Raw genomic sequence first — 20,721 nt, 5'->3', positions numbered from 1 at the left:
CGTGCGGGGAAGGTCGTGCCCGGCCCGGCCCGGACGCTCAGCGCCGCGCGGAGCCGATCCGCGCCGCGAGGTGCTCGGCGAGCCTGCGCAGGTCGGCCGGCGGCAGGCCGCTGAACCGCTCGACCTCGCGAGGCGGGTAGCCGGCGTCGACGAACCACTCGATCGCGGCGACGGTGGCGTGCGGGTCGACGGGCCCGCTGCCGACCGACTCGCGGACGAACGTGCTGAACCGCACGGCCGACAGGTACTGCGCGGGCGACATCCCCAGCAGGTGGCTGCACCAGCGGTGCAGCTCCCCCAGGCTCGTCCCGACGGACCGGGCGACGTCGAGCTGGCGGACCAGGCCACGGTGCTCGTCGACGAACCGCAGCGCGTCCTCGAGGTGGTCCAGGTCGGCGCCCGTCCGGCGCGGCCGCGCGGCGAGGCCGTCGAGCACGGCGGCCATGGCGTCCTCGTCGTCCCCGGCGTCCAGCAGGGCGCCCGCGTGCGCGGCGACCTGCGGGCTCAGCACCGCGTCGAGGGGTAGCCAGGTGTCGGCCACGGGTCGGGCCTCGCGCAGGCGCGCGAGCCCCAGCGGGTGCAGCTGCACACCCAGCCGCGCGACGGGCCCCGTCTGCTCGGCCACCAGGGCGTGCGTCCACGCCCCGCGCACGCCGTCGCAGTCCGGGCCTGCGGCTCCCGTGAGCGGGTCGACCAGCAGGCCACCCGTGCCGCGCACCAGCTGCAGCAGGCCACGGCCGTCGGGCAGCAGCACCTCGGTGTGCTGCCGCCCGCCGTCGTGACGCGCGACCCACGCGTGCTCGGCGATGCCCTGCAGCGCGGCGGGCACGGGAAGGCGACGGTAGGAGTCCACTGCGACGGTCATGTCTCATCATGCCGCCGACGGGGCCCGCGCGGGGCCCCGTCGGCGCCGGGGCGTCAGTCCCCGAAGGGCCCGACGCGCACGACGCTGCGCGGCGCGGACGCCAGCTCCCCCGCGAGGTCCTGGACCTCGCGCGCGGTCACCGCCCGGATCCGCGCGAGCGACTCGTCGATGTCGAGCAGCTCACCGTGCACGAGCTCGGCCTTGCCGAGCCGGCTCATGCGCGAACCGGTGTCCTCCATGCCGAGCACCAGACCGCCGCACAGCTGACCGATGCTGCGGGCGAGCTCCGCCTCACCCATCGGCTCCTGCGCCATGCGCTCGAGCTCGACCACCATGAGGGCCGTGACCTCGTCCACCCTGGCCGGCGTGCACCCCGCGTAGAGGCCGAACATCCCGGTCTCGGCGTGCCCGCTCGCGAACGAGTACGTCGAGTACGCCAGACCGCGCTTCTCACGGATCTCCTGGAACAGGCGCGAGGACATGCCGCCGCCGAGGGCGGCGTTGAGGACCGAGAGCACGAAGCGACGCTCGTCGGTGGCGTTCAGGCAGGTGCCGCCAACGATGACGTTGGCCTGCTCGGTGGGACGCCGGACGGTGAGCTCGACGCCCTCCGCCGTCGCACCGCGGGCGCCACCCGCGCGCCGCGACGCGGGCACGGCCGCCGGCGGGAGGTCCCAGCCGCCGTCCGTCAGCGCGGCCGCCACCTGGGCGCACAGCGCGTCGTGGTCGACGCCGCCCGCGGCGGTGACGACGAGCGTCTCCGGGCGGTAGTGCTGCCGGTAGTGCTCCCACACGGCGTCGCGGGGCACGGACCGGATCGCCTGCGGCGTGCCGCCGATCGGCCGGCCCAGCGGGGTGTCGCCGAACACGGCGGTCGCGAACTGCTCGTGCGCGACGTCCGACGGGTCGTCGTCGTTCATCGCGAGCTCTTCGAGGATGACGCCGCGCTCGGTCTCGAGCTCGTCGGCGTCGAGCCGTGCGGACGTCACCATGTCGGCGATGACGTCGACGGCCATGGGCACGTCGGTGTCGAGCACCCGCGCGTAGTAGCAGGTGTGCTCCTTGCCGGTCGCGGCGTTCGCCTCGCCGCCGACGGCGTCGAAGGCCTCCGCGATGTCCATCGCGGAGCGCCGCGCGGTGCCCTTGAACAGCAGGTGCTCGAGGAAGTGCGTCGAGCCGAAGTGGCCCGACGTCTCGTCCCGCGAGCCCACGCCGACCCACGCCCCGACGGTGGCGGAGCGCAGGCCGGGCATGTGCTCGGTCAGGACCCGGACGCCCCCGGGCAGGACGGTGCGCCGCACGGCGGCACCACCGTCCTGCCCGACGACGAGGTCCGCACCCGGTGAGCCGGGTGCGACGAGCGGGAGGATCTGCGGCACGTCAGGCGTCGGTGGTCGCCGGCTCGGCGGCCTGCTCGCCCTCGGTCTGCACCTCGTCGAGCACCGCGTGCAGCGACAGCTTGCCGCGCGGGTCGATCTCGCCGATCTCGACCTGGACCTTCTGGCCGATCGCCAGGACGTCCTCGACGTTCTCGACGCGCTTGCCGCCGACGAGCTTGCGGATCTGCGAGATGTGCAGCAGACCGTCCTTGCCCGGCGAGAGCGAGATGAACGCGCCGAACGTCGTCGTCTTGACCACGGTGCCGACGAAGCGCTCGCCGATCTCGGGCATGTGCGGGTTCGCGATCGCGTTGATCGCGGCCCGCGCGGCCTCCGCCGACGGTCCGTCGGTGGCGCCGATGTAGACCGTGCCGTCGTCCTCGATGGAGATGTCGGCGCCGGTCTCCTCCTGGATCTGGTTGATCATCTTGCCCTTCGGGCCGATGACCTCGCCGATCTTGTCGACCGGCACCTTCACCGAGATGACGCGCGGTGCGAACGGGCTCATCTCGTCCGGGACGTCGATGGCCTCGGCGATGACGTCGAGGATCGCCAGGCGAGCCTCCTTCGCCTGCATCAGCGCACCGGCCAGGACCGACGCCGGGATGCCGTCGAGCTTGGTGTCGAGCTGGATCGCGGTGACGAACTCCCGCGTGCCGGCGACCTTGAAGTCCATGTCGCCGAAGGCGTCCTCGGCCCCGAGGATGTCGGTGAGCGCCGCGTAGCGGGTCTCACCGTCGACCGTGTCGGACACGAGGCCCATCGCGATGCCCGCGACGGGCGCGCGCAGCGGGACACCGGCGTTGAGCAGCGACAGCGTCGCGGCGCAGACCGAGCCCATGGACGTCGAGCCGTTGGAGCCCAGCGCCTCCGAGACCTGGCGGATCGCGTAGGGGAAGTCCTCACGCGCCGGCAGGACCGGGACGATGGCCCGCTCGGCGAGCGCGCCGTGACCGATCTCACGGCGCTTCGGCGAGCCGACGCGGCCCGTCTCGCCCGTGGAGAACGGCGGGAAGTTGTAGTGGTGCATGTACCGCTTGCGCGTCTCCGGGGAGAGCGAGTCGATCTGCTGCTCCATGCGGAGCATGTTCAGCGTCGTGACGCCCAGGATCTGCGTCTCGCCGCGCTCGAACAGCGCCGAGCCGTGCGTGCGGGGCAGCACCTCGACCTCGGCCGACAGCGTGCGGATGTCGCGCAGGCCGCGGCCGTCGATGCGGAAGCCGTCGGTGAGGATCCGCTGGCGGATGAGCGCCTTCTGCACGGACCGGTACGCGCCGGAGATCTCCTTCTCGCGACCCTCGAACTGGCCGGCGAGCTCGCCCTGGACCTCGGCCTTGATCTCGTCGAGACGGGCCTCGCGCTGCTGCTTGTCGGCGATCGTCAGCGCGTCGGACAGGCGCGCCGTGGCGGCCTGCTCGACGGCGGCGAGCGCGTCGGGCTGGTAGTCGGGGAACGTCGGGAAGACCCGGGTCTCCTTGGCGTTCGAGGCGGCGAGCTGCTGCTGCGCCTCGACGAGCGCACGGATGAACGGCTTGGCCGCCTCGATGCCCTGCGTGACGATCTCCTCGGTCGGCGCGGTGCCGCCGCCGCCGTGGATGAGGTTCCACGCACCCTCGGGGGCGTCCGCCTCGATCATCGCGATCGCGACGTCGTCACCCACGACGCGACCCGCGACGACGATGTCGAACGTCGAGCGCTCGCGCTCGGAGTAGCGCGGGAAGGCGACCCACTGGCCGTCGACGAGCGCGAGGCGCGTCGCGGCGATCGGGCCGGAGAACGGCAGACCGGACAGCTGGGTCGACATCGACGCGGCGTTGATCGCCAGGACGTCGTACGAGTCGTCCGGGTTGATCGACAGGACGGTGACGACGACCTGGACCTCGTTGCGCAGTCCCTTGACGAACAGGGGGCGCAGCGGGCGGTCGATCAGGCGGCAGGCCAGGATCGCCTCGGTCGAGGGACGGCCCTCGCGGCGGAAGAACGAGCCGGGGATCTTGCCGGCGGCGTACTGCCGCTCCTCGACGTCGACCGTCAGGGGGAAGAAGTCGAAGCCCTCGCGCGGGTGCTTGCCGGCCGTCGTGGCCGACAGGAGCATGGTGTCGTCGTCGAGGTACGCGACGGCTGCGCCGGCGGCCTGCTTGGCCAGCCGGCCGGTCTCGAAGCGGACGGTGCGGGTGCCGAAGCGACCGTTGTCGATCGTGGCCTCGGCGAACTGGATCTCGGGACCCTCCACGGGTGCCCTCCTTGTTCTCGAAGGCGCCGCCCTGCCCCCGGGCGGTCTTCGACCGTGGTTCCCGGACACAGGTTCCGGGAGCCACTACCGAGGACCGGACGAGCGGGGTCGGCGCGGTGGTTGAGCTGGTCGTGCAGGTGGTGCGGGTGGTGCGATCCCGTGCCGGCCCGGACCGTCTCGGTCCGGGCCCGACGCAGGACCAGCCCGGACCGACACGGTCCGGGCTGGTGCGGGTCGGTCAGCGACGCAGGCCGAGGCGCTCGATGAGCGCGCGGTAGCGGTTGATGTCGACCTTCTGCAGGTAGCCGAGCAGCCGGCGACGGCGCCCGACGAGCAGGAGCAGCCCACGGCGGCTGTGGTGGTCGTGCTTGTGAGCCTTGAGGTGCTCGGTGAGGTCCTTGATGCGCTGCGTGAGAACGGCGATCTGGACCTCGGGCGAGCCCGTGTCACCCTCGTGGGTGGCGTACTCGGTCATGATGGACTGCTTGACGGCAAGGTCGAGCGGCACGGTGCTCCTCAGGTTCTCGTTGCGCGGTGCGCCGGGGCATGTCCACCCGGGCTCTCTCGGTCCGCGGCCGGTCGTACGGCGTGCACAAGCCTACCAGTGCCGCCGGTCACCTCGTCACGCGGGCGACGGGGGCCCCGCCGTGGCGACGCCGAGCTCCCGCCCGACGTCCTGCACGTCGACCGCCATCTGGTGGAGCAGCCCGGCGACGGACGTGAAGCGCAGCGTCGGGCGCAGCCGCGCGACGAGCTCGAGCACGACCTCCTCGTCGTACAGGTCGAGGTCGGTCCGGCCCAGCACGTACGCCTCCACCCGTCGCTCACGCCCGTCGAAGGTGGGGTTGGTGCCGATCGACACGGCCGCCGGCAGCACGCGGTCCTGCTCGGCGACGGACGTGCCGTCGGGCCGCCGCTCGCCGCGCCGCAGCCAGCCCGCGTACACGCCGTCGGCCGGCACCATGCCGGTCGTCTCCCCCAGGTTCGCCGTCGGGTACCCGAGCTCACGCCCGCGGGCGTCGCCGTGCACGACGACACCCCGTACCCGGTGGTACCGGCCGAGCACGTCGGCCGCAGCCCGCACGTCCCCCACCGCGAGGAGCTCGCGCACCCACGTCGATGACCAGCGGCGGTGCGCCGGCACGTCGTCCGGGACGCCGCCGGGGCGCACGTCCTCGATGACCTCGACCTCGAAGCCGTACCTCTCCCCCAGCTCGCGCATGGTCGACAGGTCGCCGGAGTTCTGCCAGCCGAACCGCACGTCCCGCCCCACCACGACGGTCCGGGCGCGCAGCGCTCCTACCAGGTACCGCTCGACGAACTCCTGCGGGGTCTGCCGGGCGAAGTCCAGGGTGTAGGTCACCAGGAGCAGGGCGTCGAGGCCCGTCGCCGCCAGCATCTCGGTCCGGTCGGCGTCACCGAGCAGCCGCGGCGGCGCCTCCTCGGGGCGGTGCACCTGCGCCGGGTGCGGCGTGAACGTCACCGCCACGGCGTGCGCGCCCGCGGCCCGCGCGTCCTCGACCATGCGCGTCAGCACCGCGACGTGCCCCCGGTGGACGCCGTCGAAGTTGCCGAGCGTCACGACGGACGGCCCCCACCCCGTCGGCACCTGCGACACGTCGGTCCAGACCTGCACACCCGCTCCTGTCCCCGTGGGCCCGCCCGTCGCGGGGCCCGGCGGACAAGCCTGCCACGCCGCGGGCGGCGGCACGCCCGCCGCCCGCTCCCGGGACCCTCGCGGTCCCGGGAGCGGGCGGCCTGCGTCATCTCCCCGAGCGCGGCGTCAGGCGCGCACCGTCGGTCGCCACCTTCCCGCCGGGGTTCGTGAAGACCGCGCGGTACTGCGTGCCGTGGGCGAGCGGCGTCACCAGGACCCGCAGCGTCGTGCTGCGGGCGAAGGGCACGGTGATCCACTTCCCCGAGCCCCAGCGCACCTGCCAGCTCACCGTCGGCTCCGGGTACCCCGACGCCGCCGCGGAGAAGGTCACGAACGTGCCCGTGCGCCCCGACGCGTCGACGGGGTGCTTCACGACCACCGGGGCCTGCGGCGCGACGAGCAGCCGCGCCGTGGCGGTCGTCACCGAGCCGGACGCGTTGGTGAACACCGCGCGGTACTGCGCCCCGGCCCTCGCCGCGGTGCCGACGACCTCGAGCGTGGTCGCCGTCGCACCCGGCACGTCACGCCACGTCGCACCGTCCCGCACCTGCCACTGCACCTGCGGCGCGGGTACGCCCGACGCCGCGGTCGTGAACGTGGCCGTCGCACCGAGCGCGACCGTCACGTCGACGGGCTGCGTGGTGACCACGGGTGCGACCGCCGTCGGCGCACCGTCCTGCTGGTCCGCCGCGAACGACGCGACCCACGACAGCGAGGAGTTCCAGTTGATCGTGATCTCGTTCGACGCCCACGAGCTGATCTCGTCGAGGTAGCACATGGCCGGCGCGCAGCCGTCCGCGAGCGTGGCCTGCATGGTCGGGTCCCACGTGCCGCGCATCGAGTTGGGTCCACCCGCGAGCGAGCCCGGGGGCGGGTGCGGCAGCGACGGGTCGAGCTGCGCCGCGAACCAGCGCGAGTGCTGGTTCTGCGACGACACCGTGCCCCACCCGGTCACGTAGGACTGGTTGAGCGCGTTGCGCCCGAACAGGTAGTCCAGGCCCTCGAGGGTGCCGCGCAGGTACTGCTCGTCACCGGTCAGGTCGTACGCCGTGGCGACCACCACGAGGATGTTCGTCACCGACGAGTTGGAGCCCCAGTCGTAGTTGCCGCCCGACGGCGAGTACACCGACCCCCAGGGCTGCTGCGCCTGCGCCGCCAGGTACGCGTCGGCACCGGCGACGACGGACGCGCGCACGGCGTCGCGGTCCGGCAGCGCGTTCGGCACCGTCGCGAGCGTCAGGCGCCCGAGGGCCGCCGTCCCGCCCCAGTGGAACCCGCCGGGCCCGAACACGTCGCCCGTGTGGTGCGGGCTGGCCGTGACGTCCGCCGCGTACCGGTCCTCACCGGTCGTGACGTACAGCTCGGCCGCAGCCCAGTAGAACTCGTCCGTGACGTCGGAGTCGTCGTAGGGACCGCCCCCGTCGCTGCCCGCGGCGGCCGGCGCGTACACGTCGGGGTGCGCGAGCGCGGCCTCGTACGTGCTGCGGGCGGTCTCGAGCAGGGTGGCCGAGAACTCCTCGTCGTAGTCGGCGAAGAGGCGGGCCCCCTGCGCGGCGACGGCCGCGAGGTTGAGCGTCGCCGCGGTCGAGGGCCGGTGCAGCGAGCGCACCTGCGGGTCGTCGGCCGGTGCGAGCGGCAGACCCGTCCACCCCTCGTCGTGGATCTTGTGGTGCACCATGCCGGCGTACTCGCCGGACGGCGCGACCATCTTGAGCATCCACTCCAGCTCCCAGCGCGCCTCGTCGAGCACGTCGGGCACGCCGTTGCCCCGCTCGGGGAGGTTCAGCGTGCTGTCGTCGAGCGCGCCGGCGCTCGCGCCGGCCGCCGTCAGCGTGCGCTCGTACGTCGAGAGCAGCTGGGCGACGGCGATGCCGCCGTTGACGACGTACTTGCCGTGGTCACCCGCGTCGTACCAGCCGCCGGTGACGTCGAGCGTGTAGTCGCACGTCCAGCCGTCGTAGTAGTCGCGCGGGCCGATGCACGGCACGTCGGTGTCGCCCTGGTTGGGCGCGACCCCCACGTGGCCCGCCTCGCGGGCGTACTCCTCGCCGACGATCGAGGCCTCGATGTCGATGCCCGAGCGCGCGAGGTAGAAGTAGTTCAGCGCGTCGTAGCGCAGCTGGCCGTAGAGGTCCTCGGCGATCGCGAACGGGTGGCTCGTCTCGCCGTCGGCGACGAGCGTGAGGCCCGTGCCGGTGGTCTCGACCTCCGAGAAGTCGATGACGTGCACGTCCTGGCCGGACGACGCGTCCGCCCCGACGGGCTCCGACTCGCCCTGCGCGAGCTCGTCGCCGTCGGCGTCGAGCAGCTGCCACTGCACGGCCTGCGTCGCGTCGGTCACGAGCGTCGCGCGCTTGGGGCCGAGCGGCAGGTAGCCCACCTGGTTGACGCGCACCCGCGGGCCGGTGTCCGGCTCGTACGGCGGCGGCGGCGTGGCGGACGTGGTCAACGAGACCCCCGAGAGGCAGAAGGTGTACGCGGCGGACTTGCCGAGGTGGATCGCGACCTGACCGGGCGCGTCACCGTCCGCGGGGAAGGCGAGCCCCGCGGTGAACGGGTACGACAGCGTCGTCTGCTCGACGCCCAGCGGCGCTGCCGACTGCTCCAGGACCATGCGGTAGTCGCCGCCACCCTCGCCGACGATCACGCGCACGGGTGTCGCCGGGTCGGTGCGACCGGTCAGGGTCAGGACGTAGTTCTGGCCCTCCTCGATCGGCAGACCGGTGAAGGACAGGCCGGCGTCCCACGGGTTGGCGTTGCCGCCGGGCACCTCGACGCACATCTCGCCGTCGGCGAAGCTCGGCTCACCGGTGCCGTACAGGTCCCACGGGCCCAGGCCCTCGGCGAACGACGTGTGCGGGAGCAGCTCGCTCTCGCTGCTCAGCGAGACGTCGTCGAGGCAGAAGGTCCACGCCTCGTCGGTGAACCCGCCGAGCTGGAAGGCGATCTGCCCTTCCGGCGACTCGTCCGTCGCGGTCGCGGGGTAGGACGCGGTGGCGGTGAAGGTCTCCTCGACCGTCGCGGCCTGCGACGTCAGCGCGGGCGTCGTGTCCAGCACGGTCCCGTAGGGCGCACCGTTCTGGCCCACGAGCGCGCGGATCGTGACGTCGGTCGTCGCGCTCGCCGTGTAGGCGAACGTGTAGGTGGCGCCCTCCTCGACGGCCACGCCGTTCAGGACGACGCCGACCCCGTACTGGGCCGAGTCTGCAGGGACGTCGACGCACAGCGCACCGCTGCTCGTGTCGATGTCGCCGTCGGTGCCGTACGCGATCCACGCGCCGGGTCCGTCGTCGAAGCCGTCGTCGACCGCGACGGCAGGCAGCAGCCCGACCGCCGCGAGCACGCCCGCGCTGGTGATCGCCGTCGCCGCGCGCAGCGCGCGACGCGTCCTTCGAGAAACCACGTCGTCTCCCCGTGTGTAGGGAGCGCTCCCAGGACCTCGGCGTCCCGGGCTCGCTCGTCGTGCGAGCGTCAGGCTAGGTGCGAAGCGGACGAACCGGAAGCCCGCGGGCGGCGCCGGCCACGGGTCGAATCGTTTCGTAGCGCACTGACCAGCGCTCACGCGGGAGCGAAGACCACCGTGGGTCGCATGTGCGGTCCCCGCCGCTCGACGATCGCCACGAGCGTCCCGTCGGGTGCCAGCGCGGCGATCGGCCCGGCGTGCTCGTCGGCCGGGTCGACGCCCTGGCCGTAGGACAGCGCACGGGCCTCGGCCTCGGTCAGCTCCCGGGCCGGCAGCACAGCGCGCGCCGCGTCGGCCAGGGGCAGCACCTTCACGGCCACGTCCTCGGGGGTCGCCGCCAGCTCGTCGAGCGTGCGCGCCTGCTCGAGCCCGAAACCACCGACCCGCGTGCGTCGCAGCGCCGTGAGATGACCGCCGACGCCCAGCACGGTCCCGAGGTCACGTGCGAGGGCGCGGACGTACGTCCCCGACGAGCAGGTGACCTCCACGTCCACGTCGAGGACCGCGGCACCGTCGTCCTGCGCGGCGCGCACGTCCCGGACGGCGAACCGCGCGACGTGCACCGGCCGCGCCGCGAGCTCGACCTCCTCGCCGGCCCGTACGAGCGCGTAGGCGCGCCGACCGTCGACCTTGATCGCCGAGACCGAGCTCGGCACCTGCAGGAGGTCGCCCGTCAGCGCCGCCACCTGCACGTCGAGGTCCGCACGCGTCACGTGCGCCGCATCCGCGCGCGCGACGACCTCGCCCTCCGCGTCGTCCGTCGTGGTGGTGACGCCCAGCCGCACGGTGGCGGCGTAGTCCTTGTCCGCACCCGTCACGTACGTCAGCAGCCGGGTGGCACGGCCGACACCGATGACGAGGACCCCCGTCGCCATCGGGTCGAGCGTCCCGGCGTGCCCCACCTTGCGGGTCGACGCGAGGCGGCGGACGCGTGCGACGACGTCATGGCTCGTCCAGCCGGCCGGCTTGTCGACGACCAGGACGCCGTCGTCGGCGGTCGGGCGCCGCGGTCCCGCCGGCGCACGGCCACGCTCCCCGCGTGCAGCGGTCACGGGCGAAGCCGTGGCGTCGTCGGGCGGTGCGGGCGTGCGGTCGGCATGGTCGGCAGGTTACCAACGGATCCCCAGGTCGCCGCCGCCGGGGACCGCGGGCGCCGCGGCGCCGGCCGGTGTCCGGGGACGACGAGGCCCCGTGCTGCGACCTGGGTCGCGGCACGGGGCCTCGTCACGTCCGGTGCTGCACGTGCAGCGCCGGGCTCAGTCCTCGGTGCCGTCCTCGTCGGGCCGACGGTACGGGTCGGCCTCGCCGGCGTACCGGGCGCCCGCCGCCAGACGCGCCACCTCGGCGTCGCGGCGCGCAGCCTCGGAGAGCGCGTCCTCGAGGTGCGCCGCCGTCTCGGGGACGGCGTCGAGGTGGAACGCGAGGGTCGGCGTCAGGCGGATGCCCGTCTGCTTGCCGACCTCGGACCGGATCAGCCCCTTGGCGCTCTCGAGCGCCTTGGCGGACCCCTCCCGCGACTCCGCGTCGCCGAGCACCGTGTAGTACACGTCCGCGTGCTGCAGGTCGCCGGTGACGCGGACGTCCGTCACGGTGACGAACCCCAGCCGCGGGTCCTTGACCTTCGTGTCGATCATCTGCGCGACGACCTGCTGGACCCGCTCCGCCAGCTTCCGGGCCCGCCCTGAGTCGGCCATGGTCCTGCCTTCCTTCCAGCCCTGCACCCACCGGGGGCGCGGGGGTCTGACGACTGACGGGGGTGGCCGCAGGGAGCGGCGCGTCGGGCCGTGGGCCCGTCGCGCCGCTCCCCGAGGCCGCCCGGGGGTGAGCCGAACGACTCACCCCCGGGCAACGGAACTCACTTCCGCGGCTTCTCCCGCATCTCGAACGTCTCGATGACGTCCTCGACCTGCAGGTCGTTGTACGACCCGAGGCCGATACCGCACTCGAAGCCCTCGCGGACCTCGGTCGCGTCGTCCTTGAACCGCTTGAGGGACTCGATCGTGAGGTTGTCCGCGACGAGCTTGCCCTTGCGGAGCACGCGCGCCTTGGTGTTCCTGCGGATCTCGCCCGAGCGCACGATCGACCCGGCGATGTTGCCGAACTTGGAGGAGCGGAAGACCTCGCGCACCTCGGCGGAACCGAGCTGCACCTCCTCGTACTCCGGCTTGAGCATGCCCTTGAGGGCCGCCTCGACGTCGTCGATCGCCTGGTAGATGACCGAGTAGAAGCGCACGTCGACGCCCTCACGGTCGGCCAGCTCCTCGACACGCGGCGCCAGCTTCACGTTGAAGCCGATGATGATCGCGTTGTCGACGGTCGCCAGGTTGACGTCGTTCTGCGTGATCGCACCGACACCGCGGTGGATGACGCGCAGCTCGACCTCGTCGCCGACGTCGATCTTGAGCAGCGCGTCCTCGAGCGCCTCGACGGCACCCGACACGTCGCCCTTGAGGACGAGGTTGAGCGTCTCGACCTTGCCCTGCTGCAGCGCCTGCGTGAAGTCCTCGAGGCTGATGCGCTTGCGGCGCTTGGCCAGGAGGGCGGCACGCTCGGCCGACTCGCGCTTCTCGGCGATCTGCCGAGCGGTGCGCTCGTCGGGCGCGACCAGGAACGTGTCGCCGGCGCGAGGCACCGAGGACAGCCCGAGGACCTGCACCGGACGTGCCGGGCCGGCCTCGGTCACGGTCTCGCCATGCTCGTCGAGCATGGCGCGCACGCGGCCGTGGGCCGTGCCCGCGACGATCGCGTCACCGACGTGCAGCGTGCCGGACTGGACCAGCACCGTCGCGACGGCACCGCGGCCCTTGTCGAGGTTGGCCTCGATCGCGACGCCGCGCGCGTCCTTGTCCGGGTTGGCACGCATGTCGAGGGCGGCGTCCGCGGTGAGCAGGACCGCCTCGAGCAGCTCGTCGATCCCCATGCGCTGCTTGGCGGAGACGTCGACGAACATCGTGTCGCCGCCGTACTCCTCGGCCACGAGGTTGTACTCGGTGAGCTGCTGGCGGATCTTGTCGGGGTTGGCCCCCTCCTTGTCCACCTTGTTGACCGCGACGACGATCGGCACGTTGGCCGACTGCGCGTGGTTGAGCGCCTCGATCGTCTGGGGCATCACGCCGTCGTCCGCCGCGACCACGAGGATCGCGATGTCGGTGACCTGCGCACCACGGGCACGCATGGCGGTGAACGCCTCGTGGCCCGGGGTGTCGATGAACGTGATCGCCCGGTCGACGCCCTCGTGCTCGGTGCGCACCTGGTAGGCACCGATGTGCTGGGTGATGCCACCGGCCTCGCCCGCGACGACGTCCGTGGACCGGATGGCGTCGAGGAGCTTGGTCTTGCCGTGGTCGACGTGACCCATGACGGTGACGACGGGGGGACGCGCGACGAGGTCGTCGTCGCCCTCCGCCTCGAGCTCGGCGTCCAGGTCGATGTCGAAGGCCCCGAGCAGCTCGCGGTCCTCCTCCTCGGCCGAGACCATCTCGATGATGTAGCCCAGCTCGGTCGCGAGCGTGCCGAACGTGTCCTCGTCGAGCGACTGCGTCGCCGTGGCCATCTCACCGAGGTGGAACAGCACGGTCACGAGCGACGCGGGGTTCGCGTCGATCTTGTCGGCGAAGTCGTTGAGCGACGAGCCGTGACGCAGGCGGACGACCGTCTTGCCGTTGCCGCGCGGGACGGACACGCCGCCCAGCGACGGCGCCTGCATCTGCTCGAACTCCTGGCGCTTGGCACGCTTCGACTTCCGTCCGCGGACGGGCCGACCACCGGCGCGACCGAACGCACCCTGCGTCGAGCCGCGACCGGCACCGCCGGGACGACCGCCACCGCCGGGACGACCGGCGAAACCGCCACCGCCCGCACCGGGACCTGTGCCGCCACCGGGACGACCGGCACCGCCGCCGGCGTAGCCGCCGCGACCTGCACCGCCGCCACGACCGGCCGGAGCCGGACGCTCGCCGGGACGACCCACACCGCTCTGCGTACGACCGGGCATCATGCCCGGGTTGGGGCGCGGCCCACCGGGGCGCGGCCCACCGGGACGCGGCCCACCGGGACGCTCACCGGCACCGGCCGCGGCCGCGGGGGCGCTCTCGGCGGGACGACGGTCACCCGGGCGGGGCATGCCCTGGGACGGGGCGAACGGGTTGTTGCCCGGACGCGGACCACCGGCACGCGACCCGCCGGGGCGCTCGCCCTGACGGGGCATGCCCTGCGCGGGTGCGAACGGGTTGTTGCCCGGACGCGCCGCGGGACGCGGCGCACCGGGACGGGCGCCGCCGCCACCCTGGCCACCGGCCTGGGGCGGACGCGGGGCGCCGGGACGCGCGGCCGGAGCGGCCGGCGCGGGACGCCCGGCGGGAGCCGGAGCCTGCGGCGCCGGAGCCTGCGCGGCCGGAGGCTGGGGCGCCGGGGCCGCGGGGGCCTGCGCGGCCGGAGCCTGCGGGGCCGGAGCCTGCGGCGCCGGGGCCTGCGGTGCAGGTGCCTGCGGCGCAGGTGCCTGCGGCGCGGCAGCGCGAGCCGGAGCGCCCGGAGCGGGCGCGGCGGGCCGCGTCGCTGCCGGTGCGGCCGGGGCACCGGACGGTGCCGGGGCCTTCGGTGCGGCGGGGCGCGCAGGTGCGGCGGGCCGGCTGCTGCCGGAACCGCCGACGGGATAGGTGTCGCGCAGCTTGCGCACGACGGGGGGCTCGATCGTCGATGACGCCGAGCGGACGAACTCTCCGAGCTCGTTGAGCTTGGTCATGATGGTCTTGCTGTCGACCCCGAGCTCCTTCGCGAGCTCGTAGACGCGGACCTTGGCCACATCTCTCCTGTCCTGGTCCGCCCTGGACAGGGTCGGACCGTCGTTAGTGCTGGGTACTCATCGCTGGGTACTCATCGGTGCGTGCTCATCGGGTCGCCATCGGCTTCCAACCCGCTTCCCTGTCGACGGTCGGTACCGGAGTGGGCTCCGGCACCGTGGTGCTGTGCTGTGGCTGGACCTGCGCGGCGAGCCGCGTCACGGCGCGCTCCACGACCTCGGTCCCCAGGGGGCCCGTGTGCCGCAGCGCCCGTCCGAACGCCCGCCGTCGTACGGCGAGCTCGAGGCAACGCTGGTCGGGGTGCAGCCACGCACCCCGGCCCGGCATCCGGCGGCGCTCGTCCACGACGAGTGCGGTCTCACCCGCACCGACGTCCGACAGCACCACCCTCAGCAAGGCCGACCTGAGGCCGGTCGCACGGCACCCCACGCACGTGCGGACGGGACCCGGTTCGAGCACCGGAGGCGCGGGATCGGGGTTCCGCCTGCTCGGCGAGGAGAGCCGGGCAGCCGGCCCAGCCTCCGAGAGTCTACCGTGCCGACTCACCGGACGTGACCGGACGCCCCCGGACCGGCGTCGTCCGCGCCGCGCGCCGGCGTCGCGTGGCTCGCCCCGGCGGCCTGCTCGGCGTCCGAGCGGATGTCGATGCGCCAGCCCGTGAGCTTGGCGGCGAGGCGGGCGTTCTGCCCCTCCTTGCCGATGGCGAGCGACAGCTGGTAGTCCGGCACGACGACCCGGGCGGCCCGGGCGACCGGGTCGACGATCGTCACGTCGAGCACGCGGGCGGGCGACAGCGCGTGGGCGATCATCTCGGCCGGGTCGTCCGAGTGGTCGACGATGTCGATCTTCTCGCCGTGCAGCTCGGCCATCACGGCGCGCACGCGTCCGCCCATGGGGCCGATGCACGCGCCCTTGGCGTTGACGCCGGCGACGTTGGCCCGCACGGCCATCTTGGTGCGGTGCCCCGCCTCGCGCGCCATGGCGGTGATGTCCACGGTCCCGTCGGCGATCTCGGGCACCTCGAGCGCGAACAGCTTGCGCACGAGGTTCGGGTGGGTGCGCGACAGCGTGATCTGGGGGCCGCGCTGACCGCGCGCGACGTCGAGCACGAACGCCCGCAGGCGCTCGCCGTGCACGTAGCGCTCGCCGGGCACCTGCTCGTGCGCGGGCAGCACCGCCTCGACGCCCCCGACGTCCACGAGCACCGTGCGCGGGTCGCGCCCCTGCTGGATGACCCCGCCGAGCACCTCCCCCGCCTTGCTGCGGAACGTGCCGAGCACCTGGTCGTCCTCGGCGTCGCGCAGCCGCTGCACGATGACCTGCCGCGCGGTGGCCGTCGCGATGCGGCCGAAGCCGTCCGGGGTGTCGTCGTACTCCGGCATCTCGGGGGCGGGCGCCGGCGGCACGGCCGCCACCGCCGGGGCGTCCGGCCCGTCCTGCGCCGCCGCGTCGTCCTTCGCCTCGTCCGGCCCGGCACCCTCGGGAGCCGCCGGCTCGGGAGCGGGGTCGCGCGCCCACACCGTCACGTGACCCGTGCGACGGTCCACCTCGACCCGGGCGCGCGCCTGCGCGCCCGGCGTCCGGTGGTAGGCCGAGAGCAGCGCCTGCTCGATGGCCTCGACCAGCACGTCGAGGCTGATCTCCCGCTCGCGCTCGATGAGTCGCAGCGCCTGCATGTCGATGTCCACGTCAGCCCCTCCCTGCCCCGTCCCGGGGGCCGGCGTCGTCGGCCTCGTCGTCGCGTACCGCGGCGAGGTCCACCTGCACACGTGCGTCCCGCACGTCGTCCCACGCCAACGTCACCGGCTCGCCCTCGACCGGCCGACGGCCCTTGCCCGGCGCGGTGACGGGCACCACGACCAGGTCCGGCGCGTCGCCGTCCCCCACCTGCTCCAGGCGGCCCGTCAGGGCGCCGCCGTCGACCCGACGCACCACGACCGTGCGTCCTCGTGCCCGCCGCCAGTGCCGCGCCGCGGTCAGCGGGCGCTCCGCACCGGGGCTGCCCACCTCCAGCGTGTAGGCGCTCGGCAGCACGTCGGCCGCGTCCAGCGCGTCCGAGACGGCTCGTGTGACGTCACCGACACGGTCCAGGTCGAGGGTGCCGTGGTCGTCCTCGCCGAGGTCGACGGTGACGCGCACGACGGTGCTGCGACCGCTCCCTGCGACCTCGAGACCGTCGAGCAGGAGACCGGCACCCGTCACGGCGGCTTCCACGACCTCCCGCACGCGTGGTGCGGTAGCTGGCGCGCCCATGACCTGGCCTCCTGTCGACTCTCCTGCACGATGGGGCGCAGGCGGCGACCCTGTGACGTTGTCCCACCAGCGTAACGACTCCCGGCACCTGCGTCCGACGTGCGCAGCGCGCGCGGGCGGTCGTGGCAGGATCGCGCCCGATGCTCCGTCACCGTTCCTCGCCCTGCCGCCCCCGTCCCGCGCGACCGGCTGCGCGGCTGCCATGCGCCGTCGCGGTGCTCGTCGCCGGCGCGCTCGTGCTCGCGGGGTGCGGCGTGCGGCTCGAGACGCCGCCGCCCGTGGAGCCGTCGCCGGACGCGACCGAGCAGGTCCGGGGCCGTACGGTCGACGACGCGCTCGGGCTGGCCGACGCGGCGACGGCCGTCGTGGCGTCCGGCGTGGACGAGCCGGTGCGCGTCGTCCTCGACGACGTGGCGGCGTTCTCGGCGCGGCACGCCGAGGAGCTCGGGGGCGTGTACGACTCCGGCCTGCCCGACCCGACGCCGACACCGTCGCCCACGACGAGCGCCCCGGTCGTGACCGACGTCACCGAACTGCTCGACGAGCTCGCGGCGGACGCGGCACGCGCGACCCAGGACGCCGACCTGGTGCCGGACCCCGACCTGGCGCGGCTCGTCGCCTCGGTCGCGGTCGCGCGGGACGCGCTCGCCGACCGTCTCGCGGCGGTCGCGGACCTGCCGCGGCCCGCACCCGCGGCTGACCCCGCCGCGGCCGGCGACGCGTCGGGCGACGCCGCCCCGAGCGCGGGCGCGTCCCCGGCGGACGCGAGCCCGACGGACGACGGCGACCCGACCGCAGGGTCGCCCGCCGCGGCGGCGCTGGCGCTCGCCCACGACGAGGCCGCGTGGACCTTCACGGTCCTCGCGGCACGCAGCAGCGACGCGACGCGCACGACGATGCTCGAGGCCGCCGCGCGGCACCGCACCGCGTCCGACGCGTGGGCGCGGGCCGCCGGCGTCGTCGGCCGGCCGGCCGACCCGCGACGCACCGCCTACGCGCTGCCGGCGGGTCTCGACGACCCGGCGGTCCTCGCGGCGCTGCCCCGGACGCTCGAGCAGTCGGTGGCCGACGCGAGCGCGGGTGCCGTCGCGCAGGCGCCGGCCGGCGAGCGTCTCGACGCGGTCGCCTCGCTGCGGGCCGCGACCGCCGCGGCCGTCGCGTGGGGTGCCGCTCCCGTCCCGTTCCCCGGGATGCCGGAGCTCGGGACGGCCCCGGTCCGCTGAACCTGCCGGCTCGCGCCGACCGGGGCGGACCCGGACCGTCGGGTCAGCCCGCGACCAGCTCGTCGACGAGCTCGGCCACGCGGTCGGCGGCGGTCGCCACCGGTACCTGCTCGGGCTGTCCACCGACGCGCGGACGCACCTCGACGACCCCGTCGGCGAGCCCCCGACCCACGACGACGACGAGCGGGACCCCGAGCAGCTCGGCGTCCGCGAACTTCACGCCCGGTGACGCCTTGGGACGGTCGTCGTAGAGCACCTCGACGCCGCGCGCCGAGAGCGTGGTGGCCAGTGCCTCGGCCGTCTCGAAGACGGCCGCGTCCTTGCCCGCCGCGACGACGTGGACGTGCGCCGGCGCGACCTCGGCGGGCCACGCCAGCCCGCGGTCGTCGTGGTTCGCCTCGGCGAGCACCGCGAGCACGCGGGTGATCCCGATGCCGTAGGAACCCATGGTGACGACCCGTGCCTTGCCGTTCTGGTCGAGCACCGTCAGGCCGAGCGCCTGCGCGTACTTGCGGCCGAGCTGGAAGATGTGGCCGATCTCGATGCCCCGCGCGAGCTCGAGCGGGCCGGAGCCGTCGGGCGCGGGGTCTCCCGCGCGCACCTCCGCGGCCTCGACCGTCCCGTCCGCCGTGAAGTCGCGTCCCGCCACGAGGTCGAACACGTGCCGACCGGGCTCGTTCGCCCCCGTGATCCACCGGGTGCCGGGCACCACGCGCGGGTCCAGGAGATACCGCAGGGCGACACGCTCGCCGCCCTCCGCGACCGGGACGTTGGGGCCCAGTGCTGCAGGCCCGATGTACCCGCGCACGAGCTCCGGGTGCGCGGCGAGGTCGGCGTCGTTCGCAGGCTCGACCTCGGCGGGCGCGACGGCCGCCTCGAGACGCTTGAGGTCCACCTCGCGGTCTCCCGGCAGCCCGACGACCACGAGCTCGCGCTCGCCGGTCGGCTGCACGAGGGCGAGCACGACGTTCTTGAGCGTGTCCGCGGCGGTCCAGGCGCGGTCGGCACGGGGCAGCCGCTCGTTCGCGAGCGCGACGAGCGACTCGATGGTGGGGGTGTCGGGGGTGTCCTCCACGTGGGCCGCCGGGGCGTCGGCCCAGTCCAGCGCGTCCGGGACGACGGTCGTGACCGCCTCGACGTTCGCGGCGTACCCGCCCGGCGAGCGCACGAACGTGTCCTCGCCGATCGGCGTCGGCGCGAGGAACTCCTCCGACCGCGAGCCCCCCATGGCGCCGGACGTGGCGGCCACGATCACGTGCTCGAGCCCGAGCCGGTCGAAGATCCGCTGGTACGCGCCACGCTGCGCCTCGTACGACGCCGAGAGACCCTCGTCGTCGAGGTCGAACGAGTAGGCGTCCTTCATGACGAACTCGCGCCCGCGGATCAGACCCGCACGCGGCCGCGCCTCGTCGCGGTACTTCGTCTGGATCTGGTACAGCGCGACGGGCAGGTCCTTGTACGACGAGTACAGGTCCTTGACCAGCAGCGTGAACATCTCCTCGTGCGTCGGGGCCAGGAGGTAGTCGCCGCCCTTGCGGTCCTTGAGGCGGAAGATGTTCGGTCCGTACTCGGCCCAGCGGCCCGTCGCCTCGTACGGCTCCTTGGGGAGCAGCGCCGGGAAGTGCACCTCCTGCGCGCCGATCGCCGCCATCTCGTCGCGGACGACCTGCTCGACCTTCGCCAGGACGCGCAGGCCGAGCGGCAGCCACGTGTAGATGCCGGGAGCGGCACGGCGGATGTACCCCGCGCGCACGAGCAGCCGGTGGCTGGCGACCTCGGCGTCGGCGGGGTCCTCGCGCAGGGTGCGGACGAACAGCGTGGACATGCGCAGGAGCATGCGACGAGCCTAGTGCGCCCGGCGCCCCGCCCCGACACGCATCGCCCTGCCCGCCTGTCGCCCGTGGGCCGTCGGTGCGAGGATGCGGACGTGCCGGAGCTGCCCGAGGTCGAGGCGCTCGCGCAGTTCCTGCGCGGGCGGACGGTCGGTCGCACGGTGACCCGCGTCGAGGTCGCCGCCATCAGCGCCCTCAAGACGTTCCGGCCGGCGCCCACCGCACTGCGCGGCGGGACCGTGACCGACGTGGCGCGGCACGGCAAGTGGCTCGACATGGTCGTCGACTCCCCCGCCGACGGCACGCTGCACCTCGTGTGGCACCTGTCCCGCGCCGGCTGGGTCCGCTGGTACGACACCCTTCCGGAGCGCCCGGCCAGGCCCGGGAAGTCACCCATCGCGCTGCGGGTCGGCTTCGACGACGGCGCGGGCTTCGACCTGACGGAGGCGGGGACGCGCAAGCGGCTCGCGGTCCACGTCGTGGCCGACCCCGCCGACGTCCCGCCGATCGCCTCGCTCGGCGTCGAGCCGCTCTCGGACGCCTTCACCCCGGAGCGCCTGGGCGAGCTGCTCGCCGCGCGCAACCAGCAGGTCAAGGGCCTGCTGCGCGACCAGGGCACCATCGCGGGCATCGGCAACGCGTACTCCGACGAGATCCTGCTCGTCGCCCGGACCAGCCCGTTCGCCCCGACGCGGTCGTACGACGAGGCCCGCACCCGCACGCTGCACGCCGCGATCAGGGACGTGCTCACCGAGGCCGTGATGACGGCCGGCGGGCGGCCCGCCGCCGAGCTCAAGGACGCCAAGCGGCGCGGCATGCGGGTGCACGGGCGCACCGGGGAGCCGTGCCCGGGATGGGACGGCACCCCCTGCGGGGACACCGTGCACGAGGTGTCGTTCGCCGACTCCTCGCTGCAGTACTGCCCCACGTGCCAGACGGGCGGCAAGCCGCTGGCCGACCGGCGCATGTCACGCCTGCTGCGCTGAGCGAACCGCTGGGGGCCACCTCGTTATCCTG

At 74.2% G+C, this 20,721-nt stretch carries 15 protein-coding genes; 2 read left to right on the top strand and 13 right to left on the bottom strand.

What is annotated here, in order from left to right; translation table 11 throughout:
- Nucleotides 1-37: 37 nt before the first annotated feature.
- The 12 genes from KKR89_RS07415 to KKR89_RS07360 form a co-directional block, all read right to left on the bottom strand.
- Entirely contained in the window at nt 38-865 is an 828-nt protein-coding gene (locus tag KKR89_RS07415) for a helix-turn-helix domain-containing protein (protein WP_208197660.1), read from the bottom strand.
- A 53-nt stretch (nt 866-918) separates the two neighbouring features.
- Nucleotides 919-2,244, bottom strand: a complete 1,326-nt coding sequence (locus tag KKR89_RS07410; RefSeq protein ID WP_208197659.1) for a M16 family metallopeptidase — start codon at nt 2,242-2,244, stop codon at nt 919-921.
- Between the two features lies 1 nt (nt 2,245).
- Nucleotides 2,246-4,477 carry a polyribonucleotide nucleotidyltransferase gene (locus KKR89_RS07405; protein WP_208197658.1) on the bottom strand — a complete coding sequence of 744 codons (2,232 nt, stop codon included), beginning with the start codon at nt 4,475-4,477 and terminating at the stop codon, nt 2,246-2,248.
- 238 nt (nt 4,478-4,715) lie between these two features.
- On the bottom strand, nt 4,716-4,985 hold the full coding sequence (gene rpsO, locus KKR89_RS07400; RefSeq protein ID WP_191784368.1) for a 30S ribosomal protein S15: 270 nt from the start codon (nt 4,983-4,985) through the stop codon (nt 4,716-4,718).
- Nucleotides 4,986-5,099: 114 nt separating this feature from the next.
- Complete coding sequence (locus KKR89_RS07395) at nt 5,100-6,113, bottom strand: bifunctional riboflavin kinase/FAD synthetase (protein ID WP_208197657.1); 1,014 nt, start codon at nt 6,111-6,113, stop codon at nt 5,100-5,102.
- 127 nt (nt 6,114-6,240) lie between these two features.
- Nucleotides 6,241-9,537 carry a glycoside hydrolase family 9 protein gene (locus KKR89_RS07390; RefSeq protein WP_208197656.1) on the bottom strand — a complete coding sequence of 1,099 codons (3,297 nt, stop codon included), beginning with the start codon at nt 9,535-9,537 and terminating at the stop codon, nt 6,241-6,243.
- A gap of 155 nt (nt 9,538-9,692) precedes the next feature.
- Nucleotides 9,693-10,649, bottom strand: coding sequence for a tRNA pseudouridine(55) synthase TruB (gene truB / locus KKR89_RS07385; protein ID WP_208197655.1), 957 nt, complete (start codon nt 10,647-10,649; stop codon nt 9,693-9,695).
- 204 nt (nt 10,650-10,853) lie between these two features.
- On the bottom strand, nt 10,854-11,291 hold the full coding sequence (gene rbfA / locus KKR89_RS07380) for a 30S ribosome-binding factor RbfA (protein ID WP_208197654.1): 438 nt from the start codon (nt 11,289-11,291) through the stop codon (nt 10,854-10,856).
- Between the two features lie 161 nt (nt 11,292-11,452).
- Nucleotides 11,453-14,398 (bottom strand): translation initiation factor IF-2, encoded by a 2,946-nt coding sequence (infB, locus tag KKR89_RS07375; protein WP_208197653.1) that lies wholly within the window; start codon nt 14,396-14,398, stop codon nt 11,453-11,455.
- A gap of 85 nt (nt 14,399-14,483) precedes the next feature.
- On the bottom strand, nt 14,484-14,783 hold the full coding sequence (locus KKR89_RS07370; protein ID WP_307802241.1) for a YlxR family protein: 300 nt from the start codon (nt 14,781-14,783) through the stop codon (nt 14,484-14,486).
- Nucleotides 14,784-14,938: 155 nt separating this feature from the next.
- The gene (nusA, locus tag KKR89_RS07365) at nt 14,939-16,084 is read right to left on the bottom strand and encodes a transcription termination factor NusA (RefSeq protein WP_208197651.1); all 1,146 of its coding nucleotides are present in this window, start codon (nt 16,082-16,084) and stop codon (nt 14,939-14,941) included.
- Between the two features lies 1 nt (nt 16,085).
- On the bottom strand, nt 16,086-16,649 hold the full coding sequence (locus KKR89_RS07360; protein ID WP_208197650.1) for a ribosome maturation factor RimP: 564 nt from the start codon (nt 16,647-16,649) through the stop codon (nt 16,086-16,088).
- A 215-nt stretch (nt 16,650-16,864) separates the two neighbouring features.
- On the opposite strand from KKR89_RS07360, the gene KKR89_RS07355 reads away from it, so the two are divergent.
- A complete protein-coding gene (locus KKR89_RS07355; RefSeq protein WP_208197649.1) occupies nt 16,865-17,872 on the top strand; it encodes a DUF4439 domain-containing protein in 1,008 nt (335 codons plus the stop codon).
- A gap of 43 nt (nt 17,873-17,915) precedes the next feature.
- On the opposite strand, the gene KKR89_RS07350 is transcribed toward KKR89_RS07355, so the two are convergent.
- Nucleotides 17,916-19,709, bottom strand: a complete 1,794-nt coding sequence (locus KKR89_RS07350) for a proline--tRNA ligase (protein WP_208197648.1) — start codon at nt 19,707-19,709, stop codon at nt 17,916-17,918.
- 90 nt (nt 19,710-19,799) lie between these two features.
- On the opposite strand from KKR89_RS07350, the gene KKR89_RS07345 reads away from it, so the two are divergent.
- The gene (locus KKR89_RS07345; RefSeq protein ID WP_208197647.1) at nt 19,800-20,690 is read left to right on the top strand and encodes an Fpg/Nei family DNA glycosylase; all 891 of its coding nucleotides are present in this window, start codon (nt 19,800-19,802) and stop codon (nt 20,688-20,690) included.
- The last annotated feature ends 31 nt before the right edge of the window (nt 20,691-20,721 follow it).

This window comes from Cellulomonas dongxiuzhuiae, from assembly GCF_018623035.1.
In the GTDB taxonomy this organism is placed as follows: Bacteria; Actinomycetota; Actinomycetes; order Actinomycetales; family Cellulomonadaceae; genus Cellulomonas; species Cellulomonas dongxiuzhuiae.
The sequence above is the reverse complement of the archived record's forward strand: the minus strand, read 5'-3'. Positions and strand labels throughout refer to the sequence as shown.